The organism is Polyangium mundeleinium (assembly GCF_028369105.1).
Taxonomy (GTDB): Bacteria; Myxococcota_A; Polyangia; order Polyangiales; family Polyangiaceae; genus Polyangium; species Polyangium mundeleinium.
Genome location: NZ_JAQNDO010000001.1, coordinates 4,883,396 through 4,902,815, shown reverse-complemented (window position 1 = coordinate 4,902,815; position 19,420 = coordinate 4,883,396). Strand labels below are relative to the sequence as shown.

17 protein-coding genes are annotated in these 19,420 nt (G+C 70.4%); 8 read left to right on the top strand and 9 right to left on the bottom strand.

Features of this window, described 5'->3' with window-relative positions:
• Positions 1-32 precede the first annotated feature (32 nt).
• The gene (locus POL67_RS19625; RefSeq protein WP_271919187.1) at positions 33-1,853 is read left to right on the top strand and encodes a bifunctional metallophosphatase/5'-nucleotidase; all 1,821 of its coding nucleotides are present in this window, start codon (positions 33-35) and stop codon (positions 1,851-1,853) included.
• Between the two features lie 137 nt (positions 1,854-1,990).
• Positions 1,991-3,538 (top strand): Kelch repeat-containing protein, encoded by a 1,548-nt coding sequence (locus tag POL67_RS19620; RefSeq protein WP_271919185.1) that lies wholly within the window; start codon positions 1,991-1,993, stop codon positions 3,536-3,538.
• Between the two features lie 19 nt (positions 3,539-3,557).
• On the opposite strand, the gene POL67_RS19615 is transcribed toward POL67_RS19620, so the two are convergent.
• From POL67_RS19615 to POL67_RS19600, 4 genes are all read right to left on the bottom strand, one after another.
• On the bottom strand, positions 3,558-4,328 hold the full coding sequence (locus POL67_RS19615; RefSeq protein ID WP_271919183.1) for a hypothetical protein: 771 nt from the start codon (positions 4,326-4,328) through the stop codon (positions 3,558-3,560).
• Positions 4,329-4,335: 7 nt separating this feature from the next.
• Positions 4,336-7,149: an acetate and sugar kinases/Hsc70/actin family protein gene (locus POL67_RS19610; protein WP_271919181.1), complete on the bottom strand. Its 2,814-nt coding sequence runs from the start codon at positions 7,147-7,149 to the stop codon at positions 4,336-4,338.
• A 62-nt stretch (positions 7,150-7,211) separates the two neighbouring features.
• Complete coding sequence (locus tag POL67_RS19605; RefSeq protein WP_271919179.1) at positions 7,212-7,904, bottom strand: hypothetical protein; 693 nt, start codon at positions 7,902-7,904, stop codon at positions 7,212-7,214.
• Between the two features lie 91 nt (positions 7,905-7,995).
• Positions 7,996-8,421: a hypothetical protein gene (locus POL67_RS19600; protein WP_271919177.1), complete on the bottom strand. Its 426-nt coding sequence runs from the start codon at positions 8,419-8,421 to the stop codon at positions 7,996-7,998.
• A 61-nt stretch (positions 8,422-8,482) separates the two neighbouring features.
• Here POL67_RS19600 and POL67_RS19595 point away from each other — a divergent pair, with 61 nt between their 5' ends.
• Complete coding sequence (locus POL67_RS19595; RefSeq protein ID WP_271919175.1) at positions 8,483-10,306, top strand: MYXO-CTERM sorting domain-containing protein; 1,824 nt, start codon at positions 8,483-8,485, stop codon at positions 10,304-10,306.
• A gap of 306 nt (positions 10,307-10,612) precedes the next feature.
• A complete protein-coding gene (locus POL67_RS19590; RefSeq protein ID WP_271919173.1) occupies positions 10,613-12,058 on the top strand; it encodes a hypothetical protein in 1,446 nt (481 codons plus the stop codon).
• A gap of 1,370 nt (positions 12,059-13,428) precedes the next feature.
• Here POL67_RS19590 and POL67_RS19585 read toward each other — a convergent pair.
• The 4 genes from POL67_RS19585 to POL67_RS19570 all read right to left on the bottom strand — a co-directional run bounded on the left by POL67_RS19585 (position 13,429) and on the right by POL67_RS19570 (position 15,603).
• Positions 13,429-13,935 carry a hypothetical protein gene (locus POL67_RS19585; RefSeq protein WP_271919170.1) on the bottom strand — a complete coding sequence of 169 codons (507 nt, stop codon included), beginning with the start codon at positions 13,933-13,935 and terminating at the stop codon, positions 13,429-13,431.
• Positions 13,853-14,587, bottom strand: coding sequence for a tetratricopeptide repeat protein (locus POL67_RS19580; RefSeq protein WP_271919168.1), 735 nt, complete (start codon positions 14,585-14,587; stop codon positions 13,853-13,855). Before POL67_RS19580 ends, POL67_RS19585 begins: the two co-directional genes overlap by 83 nt.
• Positions 14,588-14,610: 23 nt before the next feature.
• Positions 14,611-15,039: a hypothetical protein gene (locus POL67_RS19575; protein WP_271919166.1), complete on the bottom strand. Its 429-nt coding sequence runs from the start codon at positions 15,037-15,039 to the stop codon at positions 14,611-14,613.
• Positions 15,040-15,174: 135 nt separating this feature from the next.
• On the bottom strand, positions 15,175-15,603 hold the full coding sequence (locus POL67_RS19570; protein ID WP_271919164.1) for a hypothetical protein: 429 nt from the start codon (positions 15,601-15,603) through the stop codon (positions 15,175-15,177).
• 150 nt (positions 15,604-15,753) lie between these two features.
• On the opposite strand from POL67_RS19570, the gene POL67_RS19565 reads away from it, so the two are divergent.
• From POL67_RS19565 to POL67_RS19550, 4 genes are all read left to right on the top strand, one after another.
• Positions 15,754-15,879, top strand: a complete 126-nt coding sequence (locus POL67_RS19565) for a hypothetical protein (RefSeq protein ID WP_271919162.1) — start codon at positions 15,754-15,756, stop codon at positions 15,877-15,879.
• A gap of 223 nt (positions 15,880-16,102) precedes the next feature.
• Entirely contained in the window at positions 16,103-16,660 is a 558-nt protein-coding gene (locus POL67_RS19560; RefSeq protein ID WP_271919160.1) for a protein N-terminal glutamine amidohydrolase, read from the top strand.
• A gap of 88 nt (positions 16,661-16,748) precedes the next feature.
• Complete coding sequence (locus tag POL67_RS19555; protein WP_271919158.1) at positions 16,749-17,897, top strand: PAS domain S-box protein; 1,149 nt, start codon at positions 16,749-16,751, stop codon at positions 17,895-17,897.
• A gap of 44 nt (positions 17,898-17,941) precedes the next feature.
• On the top strand, positions 17,942-18,337 hold the full coding sequence (locus POL67_RS19550) for a DUF7793 family protein (protein WP_271919156.1): 396 nt from the start codon (positions 17,942-17,944) through the stop codon (positions 18,335-18,337).
• A 33-nt stretch (positions 18,338-18,370) separates the two neighbouring features.
• On the opposite strand, the gene POL67_RS19545 is transcribed toward POL67_RS19550, so the two are convergent.
• The gene (locus POL67_RS19545; protein WP_271919154.1) at positions 18,371-19,402 is read right to left on the bottom strand and encodes a hypothetical protein; all 1,032 of its coding nucleotides are present in this window, start codon (positions 19,400-19,402) and stop codon (positions 18,371-18,373) included.
• Positions 19,403-19,420: the final 18 nt, after the last annotated feature.

The following is a 19,420-nucleotide window of genomic DNA, read 5'->3' as shown; positions in this document are numbered from 1 at the left end:
GCGGATTCCGTCCCGGAGCGCATTCTTGGCGCATGCGGCGTGTGCTTTCCGTTCGTGGATGGGTCTCTGCGGGTCTCCTGGGTCTGGTCGTCGTCGCCGGCTGCGGCGGCACCGAAGCACGGCCGCCGGACAGCACGTCGTCCGGCACCGGCGGCATGGCCGGCGCAGGCGGCGCGGGCGGGATGGGCGGCGCAGGCGGCGCAGGCGGGATGGGCGGCGCAGGCGGCGCAGGCGGCGCCCCCGAGCCTCCGGTTCGCGTGCAGATCCTCGGGTTCAATGATTTCCACGGCAACCTCGAACCGCCGCCGGGCAGCGCGGGCCAGATCACCCTCCCCGATAACACCACCGTCGACGCCGGCGGCGCTGCCTATTTCGCGCAGCACGTCGCCTCCCTGCGCGCCGAAAACCCGAACACCGTCGTCGCCTCCGCCGGAGACCTCATCGGCGGCAGCCCGCTCCTCTCCGCGCTCTTCCACGACGAACCGACGATCGGCGCGATGAACCTGATCGGGCTCGACATGAACGCCGTCGGCAACCACGAGCTCGACGAGGGCAAGAACGAGCTCTTGCGCATGCAAAACGGCGGCTGCCACCCCAAGGACGGCTGCCAGGGCAGCAACAATTTCCCCGGCGCGAGCTTCGCGTTCCTCGCGGCGAACATCCTCGACGAGACGACGGGAAAACCCCTCTTTCCCCCGTACACCATTCGCACGTTCGAGACCACCAAGGTCGCGTTCGTCGGGATGACGCTGAAAGCGACCCCGACCATCGTCGATCCCAGCGGGATCCAGGACCTCTCCTTCCTCGACGAGGTCGAGACCGTCAATGCGCTCGTGCCCGAGCTCCAGGCGCAGGGAATCGAGGCGATCGTGGTGCTCCTCCACGAGGGCGGCGCCACCACGGGCCATTTCGACGAATGCGCGGGCATCTCGGGGCCCGTCGTCCAGATCGCGACGAACATGTCCGACGCCGTCGACGTCATCCTCAGCGGACACACGCACGCGGCCTACAACTGCATGATCGGGGGCAAGCTCGTCACGAGCGGGGCTTCGAATGGCCGCCTGATCACGGACATCGATCTGGAGCTCAGCCACCTCACCGGGGACGTGATCAAAAAGGAGGCGAAGAACGTGGTCGTCACCCGCGACACGGCCGATACGCAGGTCGAGACGTATGTGAATGGATATGCGGCGCAGGTGGCGCCGCTCGCGGAAAAGCAGGTCGGCACCATCACGGCGACGCTGAATCGGGGGCAGCCGCCCCTCGGCGCGAGCGTGTTCACGCTGGGCGTGGTGGTCGCCGATTCGATGCTGGCGGCGACGAAGGATCCGATCCAGGGAGGCGCACAACTTGCCCTCATGAACGCGGGCGGCGTGCGGGCGAACCTGCCGTTCATGGCGGCCGCGGGAGAGGCCACGAACGGGATCGTCACCTACAAGGAGCTCTTCTCGGTCGTGCCTTTTGCCAATTCGATCGTGGTCATGAGCCTGACGGGCGCGCAGCTCGACGCCTTGCTGGAGCAGCAATTCGGGGTTGATCCAAGCGGCGCCCCCTTCATCTACCTGCTGCAGCCGTCGAGCAATTTCCGATATGCGTACAGCGCAAGCGCGCCGCCCGGGTCGAAGGTCGATCCCGCGTCGATCCTCATCGACGGCATGCCCATCGACATGGGCAAGACGTACCGGGTCGCGGTGAACAGCTACAATGCGGCCGGCGGAGACGGGTTTTCCATTCTGACGCTTGGCACGGATCGCCTCGGCGGCGCGCTCGACATCGACGCGCTCCAGGCTCATTTCGTCGCGAGCTCGCCGATTTCGCCGCCCGCCGTGGATCTCGTCCAGGCCTTGCCCTGAAGCGGCAGGTCCGATGCGTCCGGCGCGCTGCAGACAGGCGGCGCGCAGAGGACATCCTGCTTCGCCGTTGCGTTTGTGCCCCAACTGTCTTAAAGCGCGTAGTCTCCCCTATTCGTCCTTTTTCCGGAGCCTACAGAATGATCCACCGCACACGTACATGGGCCGTCGCCCTTCTCGCCTCGCTGCCCTTTTTCATCTCCCTGCCCGAGGTCGGGGCCGCGCCGAAGGGGCCGTCGATATCGTCGGCCACGTGGCAGCCCATTTCGGCCATGACCTCCAAGCGCCGCGGGCATGTGGCGCACTTCGTCCCCGGGAAGGGGCTCCTCATCGCCGGAGGATATGCGCAGACGTTCCCCGACGACACGGCCCTCCAGACGGCCGAGCGCCTCGATCTCGGCACCGGCACGTGGTCGCCCCTGAGCCCGCCGCCGAACGGGATCTACTATGGGCGCAGCGTGGTGCTGCCGGATGGCCGCATCTTCGTCGTCGATGCCGGGAACGCCGCCACCTACGATCCGGCGACGGATACCTGGACGGACGAGGCCGCGCTCGTGTCGAACTACGAGGCCAGCGGCGTGCTCGGCGCACTTCCGGGGGGCGACGTGATCTTCGCGGGCGGCGGGGAAAGCGAGGACGTCTCGAGCAAGGCGGTCCGCTACGACCCCACCGCGCATGCCGTGACGAGCACCCCGAAGATGAAGGCATTTCGAGCCGCGCACGCGGGGACGACGTTATCGGACGGGCGGTTCCTCGTGACGGGCGGCTGGGCGTGGGGGCCGGACGAGTCGCACGTATCCCTCACGAGCGCGGAGATCTTCGATCCGGCGACGGACACGTGGACGCTCGTCGCGCCGATGGCGACGGGCCGAAAGGGGCACACGTCGACGCTCTTGTCCTCGGGCAAGGTGCTGGTCGCGGGCGGCATCGCGGACACCCACTCGGCGACGGCGGAGATCTACGACCCGGCGACGAATACGTGGGCCACGGTCGCTCCGATGAGCCAGGGGCGGTGGCATCACGTGATGACGGCGCTGCCGAGCGGCCGCGTGATGGTGTCGGGCGGGGATATCTCGGGCGGCGAGACCGCGGGCGTGGAGGTCTACGATCCCGACCTCGATACGTGGACCTCGCTGCCGGCCATGGCATCGCCGCGGTCGTACCACACAGCGACGTACGTGGCCGGACATGGCGTGGTCATCGCGGGCGGCACGGCGGAGGACGACAGCCTGAACAGCGTGGAGATCTATCCGCTGGGGAATGCCGCGGCGGAGACGGCGTGCGTGATCGGGGACGAATGTACGAGCGGGGTCTGCGAGAGCGGCCAATGCACGAATGCAGGAAGCGGCTCGGGCGGCGGGGGCGGTGAAGGCGGCGCGGGTGGTGAAGGCGGCGCGGGCGGCGAAGGCGGCGCGGGTGGCGAAGGTGGCGCGGGCGGCGAAGGCGGCGAAGGCGGCGAAGGCGGTTCGGGCGGCGAAGGCGGTTCGGGCGGTGAAGGTGGCTCGGGCGGTGAAGGTGGCTCGGGCGGCGAAGGTGGCGAAGGTGGCTCCGGTGGCGAAGGCGGCGGCGGCAACAACGGCGGCGGCGACGGATGCAGTGTCGGCGGCGCAGGCTCGAAGGCGCCTGGCGCGGCCGGGCTCTTCACGGCGCTCGCGCTCGGGCTCCTCGCGATGAGAAGGCGCCGCTAGCAGGCTGTCCGGGGGTCCCTCAGCCCGTCGCCACACGCACCCGCGGGAACACCAGCATTCCTTCGGTCCCCGCCCGGCGCAGCCCGGGCAGCATGCACTCCACCACGTTGCCTTCCTCCGCGGGATCACTCGTCGTCGCCGCTTTCTCCATCGACGACGCCGAGAACCGCGTGCCGGGCGTGGGCGTGACGAGCTCGCAGCCGGCCGCGGACGCGAGCGCCGCGAGCGGCGTGCGCTCGCGCTCCAGCAAGGGCGCGTGCGCTATCGTGCGACCTCGCTCCTTGAACGCGCCGACCAGCACGCCCTCGAGCCCCTTCGCCTTGAGCGCCGCATAAAGCGCCGGGCTCGCCTCGAGGTCACGCCCGAGCGCCGCGCGCAGCGCGCTCTCCAGCATCGTCCCGCTCACGTCGGCGCACGCCGCGACGAATCGCTTTTCCGCGGAGAACTGCTCCTCCAGCGCCGAAGCGACCGCCGCGCCCGCGCGCACCTCGGCTTCGAGCGACTCGATCCGCCCGCGCGACGCCTCGAACTGCGCCGCGATTCCATCCCGCTCCGCGCGCAGCGCCGAGAGCTCCCGCGCGAGCGTGTCCCGCTCCGATCGCAGCGTCGAGAGCTCCCGCGCCATCCCGTCTCGCTCCGCGCGCAGCGTGGCGAGCTCACGCTCGGCCGCCTCCGTGCCCCGCGCGCCCTCGCGCTCGGCCGCCTCCACGCGCGACGACACGAGCGCCTCGTAGCGCAGCACGATCGCCTCGATCTCGGCGCGCAGCGCCGTGGCAAACGTCTCTTTCATGGCGAGCTCACCGCATGTACTTCGCGAGGTTCAAGGTCGTCACGAGCGGGTCCTGCCCGTCGCGCTGCAAGGCCAGCGTGAGCTCGTCCGGGCCCGAGACGCACACGAACAGCCTGCCCACGAGCCCGGCGGCGAGGCCCGTCGGGATCATCGACACGCGCGGATCGTTCGACGTCATCTTCCCGGGCACGTACTCCTGCGCCACGCGCAGCGGCGTCTTCGTGTCCCACTTGCCGAAGTCCACGTAATGCGGCCCGAACGCGCTCGGATCCGAGACGGGCGTGCCCATCTGCACGAGCGCCACGAACTTCGGCGGGAAGCCACGCAGATCGCCCACGAAGTAGGAAAACCCCTGCGCCCGCCGCACGAGGTGCACCTCGCGGTTCGCGATCTTCAGCGCGCCGAGCGCCACGGCCGTCTTCGGCGTCACGCCCACGATCGTCACGCCGCGCTCGGTGCGTTGCGGCGTCTCGTAGAGCACCACCTGCTGGAACGGATCGCTGCTGCCCGGCCGCCAGACCTTGAGCCCCGGGATCCCGAGCTCGTCCGCGAGCGCCTGCTCCACGAACGCGCTGCGCGAGGAGTTGCCCGCGAGCAAGATCGTCACGCCCTGCTCACGCCAATCTCCCTCGGTTCCCCACGGCGCGATCGCGAGCATGCTCTTCATGAGCTTCACGCCGTCGCGGATGCGCGTCTGCAGATGATCCTTCAGCTTCGCGTGCAGCGCTGGCACATCCGTGGCCATCGATTCGAGCCGCACCTCGCTCCCGTCGAGGCGCGCGGCGGAGAGGTCCGCGGCGCGGCGCGGCTCGTTCTCCGGCGCGAACTTCACCGCTTCGAGGCCGAGCTCGCGCTCGAAGCGGAAGCGGTTCTGCCGCCCGGCCAGGCTGCGCTTGTAGAGGTGCGGCTTGTTCGCGAGGTTGTTCGGAGGCACCGTCTGCGGCCGCATCATCGGCACCTCCTTGTCCTCCATCTCGGGCAGGTGCTTGTCGTGCTGGTGCGTGAGCCACACGAGCTCGTGCGTGAGGTAGTCGCCGCCGAGGTGATCGTCGCCGCTCACCTGGAGCGTCTCGATCACCGTCCGGCTCCCGAGCTCCTCGGCCTCCTGCTCGGTCGCGGGCCGGAAACGGCCGCAGGCGATGTCGAGCGTGCCGCCGCCGAAATCGAAGACCGCGAAACGCATCTCGCCGAACTTCGAGATCACCGGCTCGAGCTCCGCGTACGTCGCGAGCTCGGGACAAACCTCGGCGGCGAACGCCTCCGGCTCGCTCGCGCTCATCTCCACGACGATCTCCTCGGCCGGGATCCCCTCCGGGATGCCGAGCAAGATCCCGCGGCGGATCTCTTCTTCGAGCAGCTTGCGCGCGCGCTCGTCGAACTTCGCGGGGTGCGTGAGCCAGTAGCGCAGGTACACGTCCTGCCCCGGGCGGTTGATCGCGCGCGAGAGCAGGTAGGCGTACGCCCGCACGAGGATGCGGACGCGGTTCTCGTCGAGCAGGAAGTCGCGGCGACGCTCGCGGTCGCGGAGCTGCGGCGACTGATCGAGGCTGAGGACGCGCTCGGGCAGGCTCTTGAGCTCGCCCACGACCGCGCTCGGCGAATCCGTCATCGCCTCGCGCGCCGCGTGGCTGCCTCGCACGACGCGCAGGAGGTTCGGGAAGCGCGCGTCGCCCGCCGCGGCGCGCTCGACCTCGGCCCACAGGCGCTCGTGATCCTCGACGAGCAGGTACGTCGGGTTCTCCGCCGATTTCGCGGCCGGCGCGCTGCCACTGCCGAGGCGGAGCAGCGCGCGGTAGCCCTTCTGGTAGAGCGCCGCGACGGTCGCGGTCGTGCCGAAATCGATGCCCACGGCCGAGAGGCGCTGGAACGATTTCAGAAGCGGCCGCGGATCCCGCAGGCGCACCGGCAGCGCCGCGTGCCACGTGCATACGCCCGTGTGCTCGCCGTACGTGAGCGCGTGCTCGACCGTCAGATCGAGCGCCACGTCCTTGCCCTCCTCGGGGATCGGCAGGAGGTCCGGATGCGAGGAATCCAGGACGAGCTCGGTGTACGTGCGCCGCCCGCCCGCGCGCCGCGTCGCGTCCTCGACCACCACGGCAGGCGCGTCGTCGTCGCGCTGGAAGCGGTGCAGGACGTGCGCGGGCTTCGTGTCGATGACGAACGGCTCGCCTTCGAGCTTCGCCCAGTCTGCGAAGAGCCGCAGGCGCCACTTGCCCGTGCCGATCCAGAGCCCTTCCTCGGGGTTTTGCAGATCGAAGAGGCGCCGCTCGGGCGCGTCGACGAGGACCGAGTCCGTCGATTCGAGCAGATCCAGCGCGGAGAGCAGCGGCCCGTAGCCCGGGATGCCCACGAAGATCGCCCGCGCGAGCGTCACCTTCCGCCCGCCCGCGAGCGAGCTCTGCGGCGACAGGATCAGCCGGAGCGCGCAGCGTTTGCCCGCGTGCGGCGCGAGGAGCGCGAGCGGCACGACGAGCTCGACGGAGAACGGCGAGAGCGGCCCTGCGCCCGCTTCTCCGGGCGTGGATCCGATCGACGCGGCGACGGCCGCTCCGGCCTTCGTGCCCTCGATCTCGAGCGCCGCGAAGAACGGGCTGTCCGTCAAACCCGAAACGCGAACGCGGAGCTCGGCGCTTTGCATCCAGCCTTCGAAGAGCGGGAGCGCCTGATCCCACGCCGCCGTCACCGGGCGCGGCGGGCGGATTTCCATGCGCACGCCGTTCGGCAGGGCGCGCTGGACCACCGTGGAAATGACGTCGATGCGGACGCGGGGCGAGGGGGTCGCGCGCTCGGGCGCGGGGGTCTGCGTGGCGGTGTCGTTCATGGTCGGCCCGAAAGCCGCGCGATGCTACCACCACCTCCCCGCGCCGCGATACGAAAGGACCGCTACCGCCTCGGCGCAGGCGGCGCCGATTGCACGGCCCTGCCACGCGAAGGCGGCGGCGCCGAGGGGAGACGTGTTCCTTCCGGCGCGGGGCTTTGGATCACGGCGGGCGCAGACGGCGCGCTCCTGCGGTAGGTCTCCCCGCGCGGGGCCGGCGGCGCGACTTGCACGGGCGGCGCGATTTGCGTCGGCCTCTCCACACGCGCGGGCGGCGCGACCTGCACGGGCGGCGCGACCTCGGCAGGCCTTCGCAGAGCCGGAGGCGCGACCTGCACGGGAGGCCCCGCCGGGTAGGCCGGCTCGCGGTAGGCCGGATACGTACGATAAGCCGGGCTGCGATACCCAGGGCTCCCGCGGTAGGCCGGATACGCTGGATATTGCACGGCCGGCGGCGCGACCTGGACCGGCCGGGATGTCCGGTACTGGTAGAGATCCCAGGGCTCGTCCTGGAAGACCACCCAGCCGCCGCCCATCGGATAATACCAGGACGAACCGACGAGATAGGCGTAGCTCCCGTTCCAGTAGTAGCTCGGGTAATCGTAAATGTCGTACGGAACGCCGCCCGCGTCGACGACGGTATATCCGTAGATGGACCCATATCCGAGCGGCACCGTGGCCCCGATCGTCGCCCCGCCGCAGCCCGCGACGAACGCGAGGGCCACGCACAGCCCTGCGAGGCGCGCACAAAGACCCATTCGATCGCTCCTGCTCGGCGTCGCCCACCTGGTTCCCATTTGCACAGCCCAACCTCGCTCCGTCCTGGCTGGGCAAGCGGGATGCCAGCCATTACCGTTCCGAGGGACGGACGCCCGCCGCGAGCACCTTCCGTTTCTCGTCGAGCCACGCCCGCGCGGTCGCCTCGTCGGGCGCATGCCATACCCAGCGATTGCGGCTCCCGCGGAGCCAGCTCGCCCGGTCCATCATCTGCGATAGCACGCGCACCGTGAAGCTCCCGCCATGGATCGCGAGCGCGCGCGGCGGCAGTTTGTGCCCGTTCGAAGTGAGCGCGTGCCGCGCCGCCGGCGAGATCGCTCCGACGTACGTCAGATCCATGAGCAGGAGCACAAAGGGCCGCGCCTGCGCCCAGGTGATGAGCGCCTCCATCATCGTAGCCGCGGTCTCCCCGTCAAAGTCTCCACGCGGCTTCATCACGACCGTGTCGGGCGGCTCGATGATCATCTCGCTAAGACCGTACTTCGCCCGGGTCTGCATGCCGCTCGACGCTAGAATACAGGATTTGACCCTCACGCGCCCCCGGGTTAGCCATGGTCTCATGAAGCTTCGTGCACCTCTCCTCCTTGCATTCACCTGCGCGGCGCTCGCCCCTGCGTCGTCTGCGTCCGCGCAACAGCTCCGCTTCACCGCAACGGTGCCGGGCGGAATCGCTGGCACGGGCAACGCGCTTGGCCTGAGCAAGGCCACCAATGCGAACGGCCCGGGAGAGCGCGACTCCATCGGCACGTTCACGTCCCTCGGCAATACCGTCGACGAGCCCCCCACGGACCCGCAGAACCCCTGGCCGATGGGCACCACGGCGGACTGGAAGATGAATGGATCGAGCGCCGTGCTCTCGCTCCCCGAGGCCGAGGTGCTCTACGCGGAGCTGCTCTGGGGTGGCAGCTACGACTATGGTGGGGAGAACGTCACGTCGATGCTCGAGACCGCGGTCACCATCGCGGCGAACGGAGCGACGATGATGGTCACGCCCGACCCCGCGACGGCGCTCACGATGAACGAGACGGCCGCCTCGGGCTTCGCGGTCCGTTATTACATGCGCTCGGCAGACGTGACGGATTTCGTCAAGCAGGCCGGCAAGGGCACGTACGAGGTCTCGGGCGTCCCGGCCACGCAGACGACCGCGATCAACAACTTGAGCGCCGCGGGCTGGACGCTCGTCGTCGCCTACCGCGACGAGGGCGTCCCCATGCGCAACCTCAGCATCTTCGTGGGCGGCTCGTTCGTCGACGAGAACACGACCCAGGACTACACGGTGAGCGGCTTCTGCGCGCCGCCGGCGGGCGTCGTCGAGGGCGCCGTCATCGTGAGCGCGATCGAGGGCGACGCGAACTTCGTCGGCGATCAGCTCCGCATCGCGCCCACGGCGGCCGGGCCGTTCAAGAACCTTTCGGGGCCGAACAATCCCTCGGACAATTTCTTCTGCTCGCAGATCAACGACGGAGACGGCAACCTCGACACCCAGGGCACGTTCGGCACGCGGAACCAGGACGCGATGGGCGGCAAGAACGTGAGCGGCGGCCGCCAGGGCTGGGACGTGACCACCGTGCCCCTGAGCTCGCTGGATGAGCAGCTCCAGAATGGGCAGAGCTCGGCCGTCATCCGCACGCTCACCACGGGCGACTCGTATGCCCCGATCCTCGCGGCGTTCTCCATCGACGTGAATGCGCCGAACTTCAAGGGCGTGGCGAGCAGCGTCATCGACGCGCCGAGCTCGGTCTCGCTCGGCGACACGTTCACGGTCACGGCGATCCTCGCGAACAACGGCGACGTCGCGGCGGAGCAGATCGACTTTTCGCTCCCGCTGGATGCGAGCCTCGGCCTCGTGTCGTTCGCGGTCGACGGCACCCCCGGTGACGCCACTGGCAACCCCGTTGACAGCGCGAAGCTCACGGCCGGCGTGCCGGTCGGGGATCTGCCGGCCGGCAAGACGAAGTCGGTGACGCTCGACCTCGAAGTGAAGAGCGCGCCGCAGCTCGCGGGCTATTTCCTCAAGGCGAAGTGGGGCTACGGCTTCGAGGTTTGCCCGAACAAGCCGCTCGTGACGGAGTCGTTCTCGCAATCGAAGCTCGTCCAGTACGCGGGCGGCGGCGGCGCGGGCGGCGCAGGTGGCGCGGGCGGCGCGGGCGGCGCAGGCGGCGCGGGCGGCGCGGGTGGCGCGGGCGGCGACGCGGGCGGCGACGCGGGGGGTGCCGGCGGCGCGGGCGGCGCGGCCGCGGGCGGCAGCGACGGCGGCGTCGGCGAGTCCGGGAGCTGCGATTGCTCCGTGCCGGGACAAACTGCGCCTGCGGGCGGCGCGACCGCGGCCTTCGGGCTCCTCGCGCTCGCCGCGCTCCGGGGCACGCGGCGCCGCGGCCGGTAGTTCTCGCCGGACCGCCTCCGCGGGTTGGCATATCGATTGCCACACCATCCAAATTCGCCGTGGGCCGAATCACCGGCCCACGACGCTCGCGGAGGACATATGCGGTCTCGCCCTTTCCGTACCTCGCTTGCCCTCGTCGCGCCTTCCTTCGTCCTCGTCGCGTCCGGTCTCGTCGCTTGCGACAACGCGGTGACGCCCCTCCGATGCGAAGGGCCGGACTGCCCCTCCGACCCCTGGATTGCGCGACTTGCAGCGTCCCCCATCGAGAAAATCGACCTCCTGCTCGCAATCGACAATTCGCGCTCGATGGCCGACAAACAAGCCCTGCTCGCGAGCGCGGTGCCCGACCTCGTCCTCGGCCTCGTGAACCCGCCTTGCGTCGATGACAAGGGCGAGACGGCCATGCAGCAGCCGGGGCATCCCCTCGATCCTTGCCCGGCGGGCACCCAGCGCGTCATGCGCCCCGTGCTCGACATCCATATCGGCGTGCTCAGCTCGAGCCTCGGCGGCCACGGCGCGGACACGTGCCCCGACCTCGTGCCCGACGAAAAAACGTGCGCAGGCAAGGCGAACACGACGAACAACGACAAAGGCCACCTCGTCGCGCGCCTCGATCCCTGCGGCGACGCCGCGGCGCCGACCTATGGAGACCGTGGTTTTTTGGCCTGGGATCCGGCGCAATCGCTCGTTCCGGCGGGCGAGAGCGACATCCAGGCGCTCGGCGGGTCCCTGCGGGACATGGTGGCCGGCGTCGGGCCGCTCGGCTGCGAATACGAATCCCAGCTCGAAAGCGTGTACCGTTTTCTCGTCGATCCCGCGCCCTACGCGTCGATCTCGGTCGTCAACAACCGCGCGACGCCCGAGGGCGAGGACACGGCGCTCCTCCAGCAACGCGCGGCGTTCCTGCCCCAGCGGCCCCCCCGCGTTGCTCGCGCCCGAGGAGGACCCCAAAACCCTCCGGTGCTGGGATCAGACACCGCCGCTTCGGCCTCGCTTTCCTCTATCCGGTCGCTCGCTACGTGCAGGCCTTCACGTCGCCCGCAACTCCAGGACCGCGCGGGGAACCTCGTCCCGAACCCCCCTCTTCACGGACCCCCGATCCGAATGACGCTGTCCGACAACCCCGCGAACCTCGTCCTGTTTTTCTCGCCGGGATCGTCGGCGTGCCCTGGCAGGCCGTCGCCCGGGCTCCACTCGCCCTCGGAACGGGCTTGCAGCACCGCGGCGGAGCTCGCGGCGCCGATCGACGCGCCCGGCGCCACGCCCTGGAACGTGATCCCGGGGATCCCCCGACCTACCTGCAGCCGCTCGATCGCTGATGATCGAGTCCGTCGCGACAGCGCCCGGGGCCGAACCCGATCACGGGCGACGTCCTGGTCGCCGCGAATGCGCCCTCGAACAACCCCCGATCAACGGGCACGAGCGGACGCTCGCCGGGGACGCCCTGCAATACGCGTGTATCTTCCCTCTGCCGGCGGGCAGGAGCGCGATTGCACGGACGAAAACCTCGCCGCCTGCGATTGCAAGGCGACCGACACGCCAATCCCCTCTGCGCGGACAAATCCGGCGAGCGGCGGCGCGCCCACGTTGCAGGTCCGCGCGACGGCCTATCCCAGCCTCCGGCAGCTCGCGGTGCTGCGAGGTCTCGAAGCGCAGGCCGTCGTGGCGTCGGTTTGTCCGGCCAGCATCGAGGAGGCGAGCGGGCCCGTCGCGGTTATCGCCCGGCCCTTTCAGCGCTCCGCCAGAAAATGACGACGAGCTTCGACGAGGCGTGCCTGCCCCGGAGCCTCGAACCCGATCCGGCGGGCGGCCTGCCGTGCGTGCTGATCGAGGCGCAGAACGTGCAGGGCGGTGTGTGCACCTGTGATTCGACGACGGGGCGGCTCGCGATCCCGCCGGAGCACGCCTCGCTCATCCCCCGCCTCAAGAGCGATCCCCCTCGCGGCGAGCGCGCCGTGGGATTGCCTCTGCCTGGTCATGCAGGCCGCGGAGGGCACAGCGCGGCCGGCTTGCCAGGAGGACGTCTCCGATCCGCCGATCGCCCAGGGGAATCCCGTCCACGGCTGGTGTTCCGTCGACGCCACGGCGTCTCCGCCGGTGGGAACCCCGGAGCTCGTCTCGGCTTGCCCGGAACCCAAAAAAGGCGGATCCGCATCACCGGCGACACCGAGTTCGGCTCCCCCGCCACCGTGTTCCTGTCCTGCCCGCGCATTGAGTCGGCCTTGAGCCCCCCGCGCGGGCCCTGATACGGTCCGCCTGTGCGACTCCTCTCGCTCCTCGTCGCCCCGATTCCCCTCGTCCTCCTCGCCGGGTGCGGCGCGTCGCAGGAGCACGCCGCGCCCGCGCCGACGATGGGTCCGCCGCGCGCGGCGGCGGCCGTGTGCAGCCCGCTCCCGGACACCCCCGCGAGCCAGCGCGTCGTGGGGATGCCCGCCGCCGCGCGCGAGGCGCTGGAGAAGCGGCTCGAAGAAGGGCCCGTCGCCGTGACGCTCGAAGGGTGCAAGCTCGTGGTCGTCCCGGGGTGCGAGCTACGCGCCGCGGCGCAGTACACGGCCGCGCGCGAGGAGGGTTCGTTCACCTTGTCGAGCGAGGCGGCCGTCGCGCGGGAGGTGCCGCTCGGCAAGGGTCGGCTCGGCGTCGTCATGAACGGCGGCCACGCGGTCCCCGTGAAGGTCGCGCCGGCGGGACGATTCACGTTCGGCGGCGCGACCGCGAGCCCCGAGGCCACGCAGGCGTGCACGGAGGCGACGCACGTCGTCCGCGGATACACGATCGGCGCCTTCGAGGTGGCGAGGCGGCGTCCGGCGCCACGGTGGACAAGGCCGGCGCCGCGGCGGCCTGCGCGAAGGGCGCGGCGAATGCGACGACGCCGCCCGCGGGCTGCGGCGCGCTCGTCTCGATGGACCTCGTGGCGCTGCACATGGGGGCCGACGACGCGCGCAGGATCGAGCTCCAGCGGCCGGCGAGCCCGATCCCGAGAGGGGACACCAAGCCCGCCGGGGCCGCGGGTTTCGTCGGCGGCGTCGACAGCGACGACCCCGACGCGGGCTGCGACGCCCGGGAACGACGGGGGCAAACCAAACCCAGCGACAACACTGCGCGCCGACCGCCCCGCTCTGCGCCTATTGATGAGGCGCCGCGGCGCTCACTTGCCCGCAGGGAGCTTTTTGCGCAGCGCGGCCGCGCGCTTCATCGGCGCAAGGTCCGCGTCGGCCCGAGGCCAGAACGCAGCCACCCGCGTCGAGCGTCGTGAGGGCCTCGGCATTCTCGCCGCGCTTGTGCTGAAGCTCCGCGCGTCGGACGAGGCCGTCGGCGATGTAAGGCCCGCAGAGCAGGTGCCTGTCGAAGACGCGTTTCCCGCATTTCTCCCGCTCGTCGAAGAGCCGCTCGTAGGCGCGCTCCGCCTCGGCGAGTTTGCCCCGGATCTCGACGGCGTGGGCTTGCAGATGCATGCGCCGAAATCGCGGCAGGTTGCCTCGCGCCTCGGGCGCGTCCGGAATGACGATGTCCTCCTTCCGGGCGGCGGCGATGGCGTACACGAGCTCGTCATTCCCGCCGGAGGCGAGGCGCTTCAGCTCGGCGAGCTCGGTCTCGGCGCGGGCGAGGTCCCCTTTTTCGAGCGCCCGCATGCCCTTCAGGCCCTTCAGCCTGATCTTGGCCCGCTCCTCGTCCGTCTTCGCGAGCCCCAAAACCTTCCCATACGCTCGATAACATGGCGACCTTCACCTCGGCTTGCTCGAAGCGGCCGCGCACCCCGTCGGCATACGAAGGCAAGCGCCCGCAGCGGAGGAGCGTGCCCTGCTCGCCCTTGTCCGCGGCGAACGCGCCGGCCTCCTGGATCCACGCGTCGGCCTCTTTCGCGCGCCCCTCGCGCAGGCGCACGAGCGGATGCGCGCACCTGCACGAGAGCCGGTCGTCGATGTTCTTCGTGTCGCGCAAGGTCTGGCGCTCGCGCGCGAACAGCGCCTCGTCCTCGCTTTTCCCCGTCGTCAGCAGGGAGAGCGCATACGTCCCGTGGGCAGAGAACGGGCCGCGCCGGGCACTCGCCTGTTCGAGGTCGGCCCTCGCGGCCGTGGTGTCGCCCCTGCGCCTCCGCACCATCCCGCGCTGCGCCAGGATCCAGGGGGAAGCGCCCTGAATTTCGAGCGCCTTGCCCACCTCGGCAAGCGCCTCGGGGTATTTCCCCGTTTCCATGTCGAGCGCCGACGCGAGGACCTGGGTGAGCGCGTGCTGGCCGTCGATCGCCCGGGCCGCCTCGTACCGCGCCACGCCCTCCGGCACCCGTCCCTCGATCCATGAAATCACTAGGCGCTGCAGAGGTGTGCCAGGAACACCTTCGGGGATTTGGCCCGGACCGTCTCCCAGGCCGCGAGCCCCTTCGCGGCGTCTTCGTCCGACATGTCGAGGCTCGCGATGAGCTCGGCGTCACGGCCGGTGGCCCCGCGGACGAGCCCGATCGCCGCGTCGAGCTCGCGCGTCGAGTCCTCGAAATGGTTCTGCAATGCGGCGATCATGGCGAGCCCCACGTGCGGCCAAGGCTCGCGCGGCGCCTTGTCCCGCCCGGTGAGCAGCGCCGTCTCCGCGCCGTACACGTCCGCCTGGAGCAGGCTCTCCATCCCGCGCCGGAACTCCGCCTGGAGGGCAGGATCCTGGAGATCTGCGGGATCACCGGCTCCTCGGCCGGGGCGCCGGCCGCGCTCACCGCACACGCCCGTGGGCGGGTTCGTCCCCAAAGATCCCTTCGTACCGAGCCAACGCCGACCCCGCCGAGCGACAATGCCACGGCCCCGATCCCCGGGAACAGCCACGCGGGCCGCGAGGTCTTCGGGGCGACAACGGGTTTTACCTGGCTCCCGGCCGCCACGACCTCACCCGCCGCGGGTTTTTCCTCCGCCTCCCCCTTCCCCTTCGGCCGGGCGCGGCGCGGGCGTCTTGCGGATCGACGGCCCGGGCGGGCGTTTGTCCCCGCCGCCCACGAGCGCCGCGACGTCGGCGTCGAGCGCCGGGACCGCGGCCGCGAGCGCCTTGCTCTTCACCACGTCGCCGCTCGCATCATCGAGGACCTCGGCCGCGCTGCGATATCCATTGAAGAAGAGAGCGCGCTCCCGCTCGTCGCCGCCCTCGAAGAGCACCCACGGGTGGAGCGACGCGAACTGGCCGTCCTTGCGCAGGTACACCCGGCCCGGCAGGACGTCCTCCGCCGCCTGCGCCTCGCCCTCACGCTCGGACGCGCGGCCTTCGAGCCGCACGATCTGCGCCTTTCGGTCGCCCCCGGCGCCGATCTCCCCCTTCTCCACGACAGACGAGCCCGCTGTCCGTCGGGACAAACACGCCGGCGCGCCACGCGGGCTCGATCGCTTCGAGGAACACGCGCGCCGCCTCTTGATTGAACGCGTCGTTCCGCGTCCTCCGCGAGCAGCGCGTGCAGCGCAAGAAGCGCCGGATCCGTGAGGCTCCCCGGCCGCGGCGGCATGGCCTTCACCCAGTGCCCCGTCGAGGGCATGCCGAGCGTGCTCACGTCCGCGGGCGGCTCGGCCGCCACCGTGAGGCGGATGCTCGCCTCCCAGGCGTAATACGACGCGAGGTGCTTCTTTGTCGGATCCGTGGCGTTGCGCACGCGTCGGACGAGCGCCGCAATCGGCAGCGGCAGGGGCGGGGCGGCCATCGCCCGCCACGCTAGCACGGCAGGCCACACGCACGGAACGCGCTTTCGCGATTTGCGCGGGCCGAGCCGTCGTTCGCCCTTCCGCATCCGGGCCCGTCCGGGTTACGATGATTGCCTTCGAGGCCCTTGCCATGAAACGACGCGCGGATCCGCGCGAAGAAACCCGAGCGCCGCGCCTCCTGCGCCAGCCCTTTTATTGTGAGGAGAACGTCTGGCAGCTCTGCCAGGAGCCGGCGCTCGCGGACAGGAAGCGCGACGTGGTGTTCGTCTCGAACGCCGAGCGCGCCTGCCCGATGTGGTTCCAGAAGGCTGGCCGGGGCAAACCCATCGTCTGGGATTACCACGTCGTCCTGTTGACCTGGGATCCCCTGGAGATATGGGACGTGGACTGCACCCTCGGCGTGCCCCTGCCCGCGATCACATGGCTCCAGCAAAGCTTCCATCCCGGCGTGCCGCCGCCGTACTTGCCCTCGTTCCGCGTCATCCCGGCCGATCTCTTCGCCCGGACGTTCACCTCGGACCGCTCACACATGCGCCTGCCGGACGGTACGTTCCAGAAGCCGCCACCGCCCTGGCCGATGATTGGTGCGTCAGATGCCCCCTCGAACCTGATGTCGTTCGTCGACGTGACGCGCCCGTTCCTCGGCGAGGTGCTCTCGCTTGCGGCCTTCGCCGCGCGCGTCGGCTGATCACGGCCCGGGTGAGGCGCGGCTAGCCAAGGGCCGCGGTGTCGGTATATGCTCCCGCGTCGAGCAGCTCGGTCCCCGCCAGACACCGATGGGAACAGACGATCGTGACGACGGACGACGAGATTGGCCGCCCCCGAGCGCGGGGCCGCCGAGCGACGCCGGTCTACGCGAGGCCGTGACCATGCTGCGCCGCCTGCGCGCCGGGGATCTCGTGTTCCCGAGCCGCGAGCGTGGTGGGCTCATCGGCGAGATCCTCCGTGAGATCGAGGCCCTCGGGAGCAAGGTCCTCTCGGAGCGCAAGGCCGAGGACGAGCGGATCGCCACGCTGACGCACGTGGTCGTGCAGCTCGCCGCGCTGAACTTCGAGGCGCGCGCCGCCATCAGCCCGGGGCACGACAAACTCGACGGGATCGCCGCGGGCCTGAACATGCTGCGCGAGGAGCTGCAGAGCTCGACGGTCTCGCGGACGTACCTCGACAGCGTCTTCGCCTCGATGGCGGATGCGCTCGTCGTGGTCGACGCGTCGGGCCTCGTCCGGACCGTGAACCGCGCGACGACGGAGCTGCTTGGCTTCACCGATCGGGAGCTCGTCGGCAAGCCCGTGAGCACGCTCTTCCTGGAGGAGCTCGATCCCGCGCAAATCCTCGCACTCCACGGGCACGAGATGCAGTGCTTGACGAAGTCGGGCGCGGTCCTCGAGGCCTCGGTGTCGTCCTCGCCGCTCCAGAACGGCAGCACGAGCGAGGGGTTCGTGTGCGTGCTGCGTGACATCACGGATCGGAAACGCGCCGAGGAAGAGCGCATGCGCCTCGAGGAGGCGATCCGCGCGAAGAACGATCTCATCCGGACGATGAGCACGCCGCTCATCCCGATCACGGACGAGATCGTGGTCATGCCGCTCGTGGGCACGCTGGACTGCGAGCGGGCGGATCAGGTGATCGAGTCCCTCTTGCGAGGCATCGCGGCGATCCAGCCGCGCGTCGCGATCCTCGACATCACGGCGGTGCCCGTGGTGGACGCGGACGTGGCGAGCGCGCTCGTCCGCGCGGCGCACGCGGCGCGCTTGCTCGGCGTGGACGTGGTCCTCACGGGCCTGCGCGCCGAAGTGGCGAAGACCCTCGTCGACATGGGGCTCGATTTGCCCGGTGTCAGGACGTGCAGCACGCTGAAGAGCGGCATTGCGCTCTCGATGAACCGCAAGGCACAGAAGGCCGAGGCTCCCAGGAGAAGTTCATAATGGTTTCGAGCGACGTTCCGGTCGAGATAGAGACGCGAGGGGCCGTGCTATCGTACGATCCGCGCGGATACGTCAAAAAGGTGACGAAGGACGGCGCGGAATACACGCTGCAGGACGCCGAAGAGGATTTCGAGGCGGCCAAAAAGCTCGGCGGCGGCCAGCCGCGCCCCCTGCTCGTGGACGAGCGGGGCCTGCGTGGCGCCGATCACTCGGTACGCAAGTTCTGGGTGAGCCCCGACGTCCCGGCCGTCTGCAAATGCGTCGCGGTGATCACGGGCAGCTCGCCGGTCAGCAACATGATCGGCAACTTCGTGATCACGGTCTCGAAGCCCGCCGTGCCGACGAAGCTCTTCGCCTCGGAGCAGGCCGCGATGCCGTGGATCGAGTGGTTCCTCGACGAGGAGCACGACAGCCCCCCGCCGTCGATCCGGTTCCGCTGAAGGGGCCCGGCCGAGGTCTCCCCCGGCCGCCCGTCATTGCGCCCGCTGCGCCTCCGCCGCGCGTTTCCGGGCCATCGCGACACAAGCCTCTCGTTTCGTGAAAAACGCCGGCCACGGTTGGTCCGGTACGGATTCGAAGTCGAGCCCGGCGAGCGCGCGGTTGATCCGGGGAATCTCCGCAGCGAGCGCATCCGCGGGGCAAGCCGTGCAGGCGGGCAGCACCTCGCCTGCGGCCACCCCCCGCCCCCCCCGCGCGGAGCTCGCGATAGCGAATCCATGCCCCGGCTCGTGGGAGCGCAAGTGCGCCGCCAGGCGCGTGCATCGCGTGCAGACACCCACGCCGCCGCCAGCCTCCGCGCACGGGTGATCCTCGAAGACCGCGCACACGGCCTGCGCGGAGACGGGCGTCGCGCCATAAAGAATCGCGTCGTCACGAATTTCGAGGAGGATGCCGGGGGGAGACCACGCCGAGCCGATCGCGGACATCGATTCGGTCTTCTGGCCGCGCGCATTCGTTTCGATCGTCCGCGTGTGGGGCCCAGAGAAGGTGACAGTCCCATCGAGCAAGAGATTCTCGAAGGAGCCGGAGCGCGTGAGCGTCGGGCGGCCCTCGCCGCCGTCGAGCGGGACCTCTGCATGGAGGGATTCGGGGGACACCTCGAACACGACACGCCGGCAAAGCCTCTGCGACGGGACGCCGTACGGGATCAGCTCTTCCGGGACGAAGAGGGCGAGCGTGGGGCCGGCTTTGACGAAACGCGAAAAATCCGGCGGGGTCACGCCGCTTCGGAGATCGTCGAGGTCGGGAAGCCGGGCGCGGGCGTAGGCGATCCGCTCGGCCTCGGGGAGCGCCGCGATCCGCGCGAGCTCTGGATCCTCGGCCGGAGCGGCCTTCGGCACGGCGACCGCGGGGGGTTCGGCGTCGGGGCCCGCCTCCACCGGCCCCGCGTCGGCCACGGGCGGGGCCGCGCCCCCCACGGTCGGGGACGGGCCACCGGCGCAAGCCGCGACGGCGGCGGCCACGAGCGTGAGGGAGGCGAAGAGCGGCGGGAGGAAAGTACGCATGCCCGAGGCGGAGGGTAA

What these genes read in the sequence shown, in the direction of transcription:
- POL67_RS19625 (WP_271919187.1), top strand. Translation starts at nt 33, where the DNA reads ATGCGGCGTGTGCTTTCCGTTCGTGGATGGGTCTCTGCGGGTCTCCTG.
- POL67_RS19620 (WP_271919185.1), top strand. Translation starts at nt 1,991, where the DNA reads ATGATCCACCGCACACGTACATGGGCCGTCGCCCTTCTCGCCTCGCTG.
- POL67_RS19615 (WP_271919183.1), bottom strand. Translation starts at nt 4,328, where the DNA reads ATGAAAGAGACGTTTGCCACGGCGCTGCGCGCCGAGATCGAGGCGATC.
- POL67_RS19610 (WP_271919181.1), bottom strand. Translation starts at nt 7,149, where the DNA reads ATGAACGACACCGCCACGCAGACCCCCGCGCCCGAGCGCGCGACCCCC.
- POL67_RS19605 (WP_271919179.1), bottom strand. Translation starts at nt 7,904, where the DNA reads ATGGGTCTTTGTGCGCGCCTCGCAGGGCTGTGCGTGGCCCTCGCGTTC.
- POL67_RS19600 (WP_271919177.1), bottom strand. Translation starts at nt 8,421, where the DNA reads ATGCAGACCCGGGCGAAGTACGGTCTTAGCGAGATGATCATCGAGCCG.
- POL67_RS19595 (WP_271919175.1), top strand. Translation starts at nt 8,483, where the DNA reads ATGAAGCTTCGTGCACCTCTCCTCCTTGCATTCACCTGCGCGGCGCTC.
- POL67_RS19590 (WP_271919173.1), top strand. Translation starts at nt 10,613, where the DNA reads ATGGCCGACAAACAAGCCCTGCTCGCGAGCGCGGTGCCCGACCTCGTC.
- POL67_RS19585 (WP_271919170.1), bottom strand. Translation starts at nt 13,935, where the DNA reads ATGCGGGCGCTCGAAAAAGGGGACCTCGCCCGCGCCGAGACCGAGCTC.
- POL67_RS19560 (WP_271919160.1), top strand. Translation starts at nt 16,103, where the DNA reads ATGAAACGACGCGCGGATCCGCGCGAAGAAACCCGAGCGCCGCGCCTC.
- POL67_RS19555 (WP_271919158.1), top strand. Translation starts at nt 16,749, where the DNA reads ATGGGAACAGACGATCGTGACGACGGACGACGAGATTGGCCGCCCCCG.
- POL67_RS19545 (WP_271919154.1), bottom strand. Translation starts at nt 19,402, where the DNA reads ATGCGTACTTTCCTCCCGCCGCTCTTCGCCTCCCTCACGCTCGTGGCC.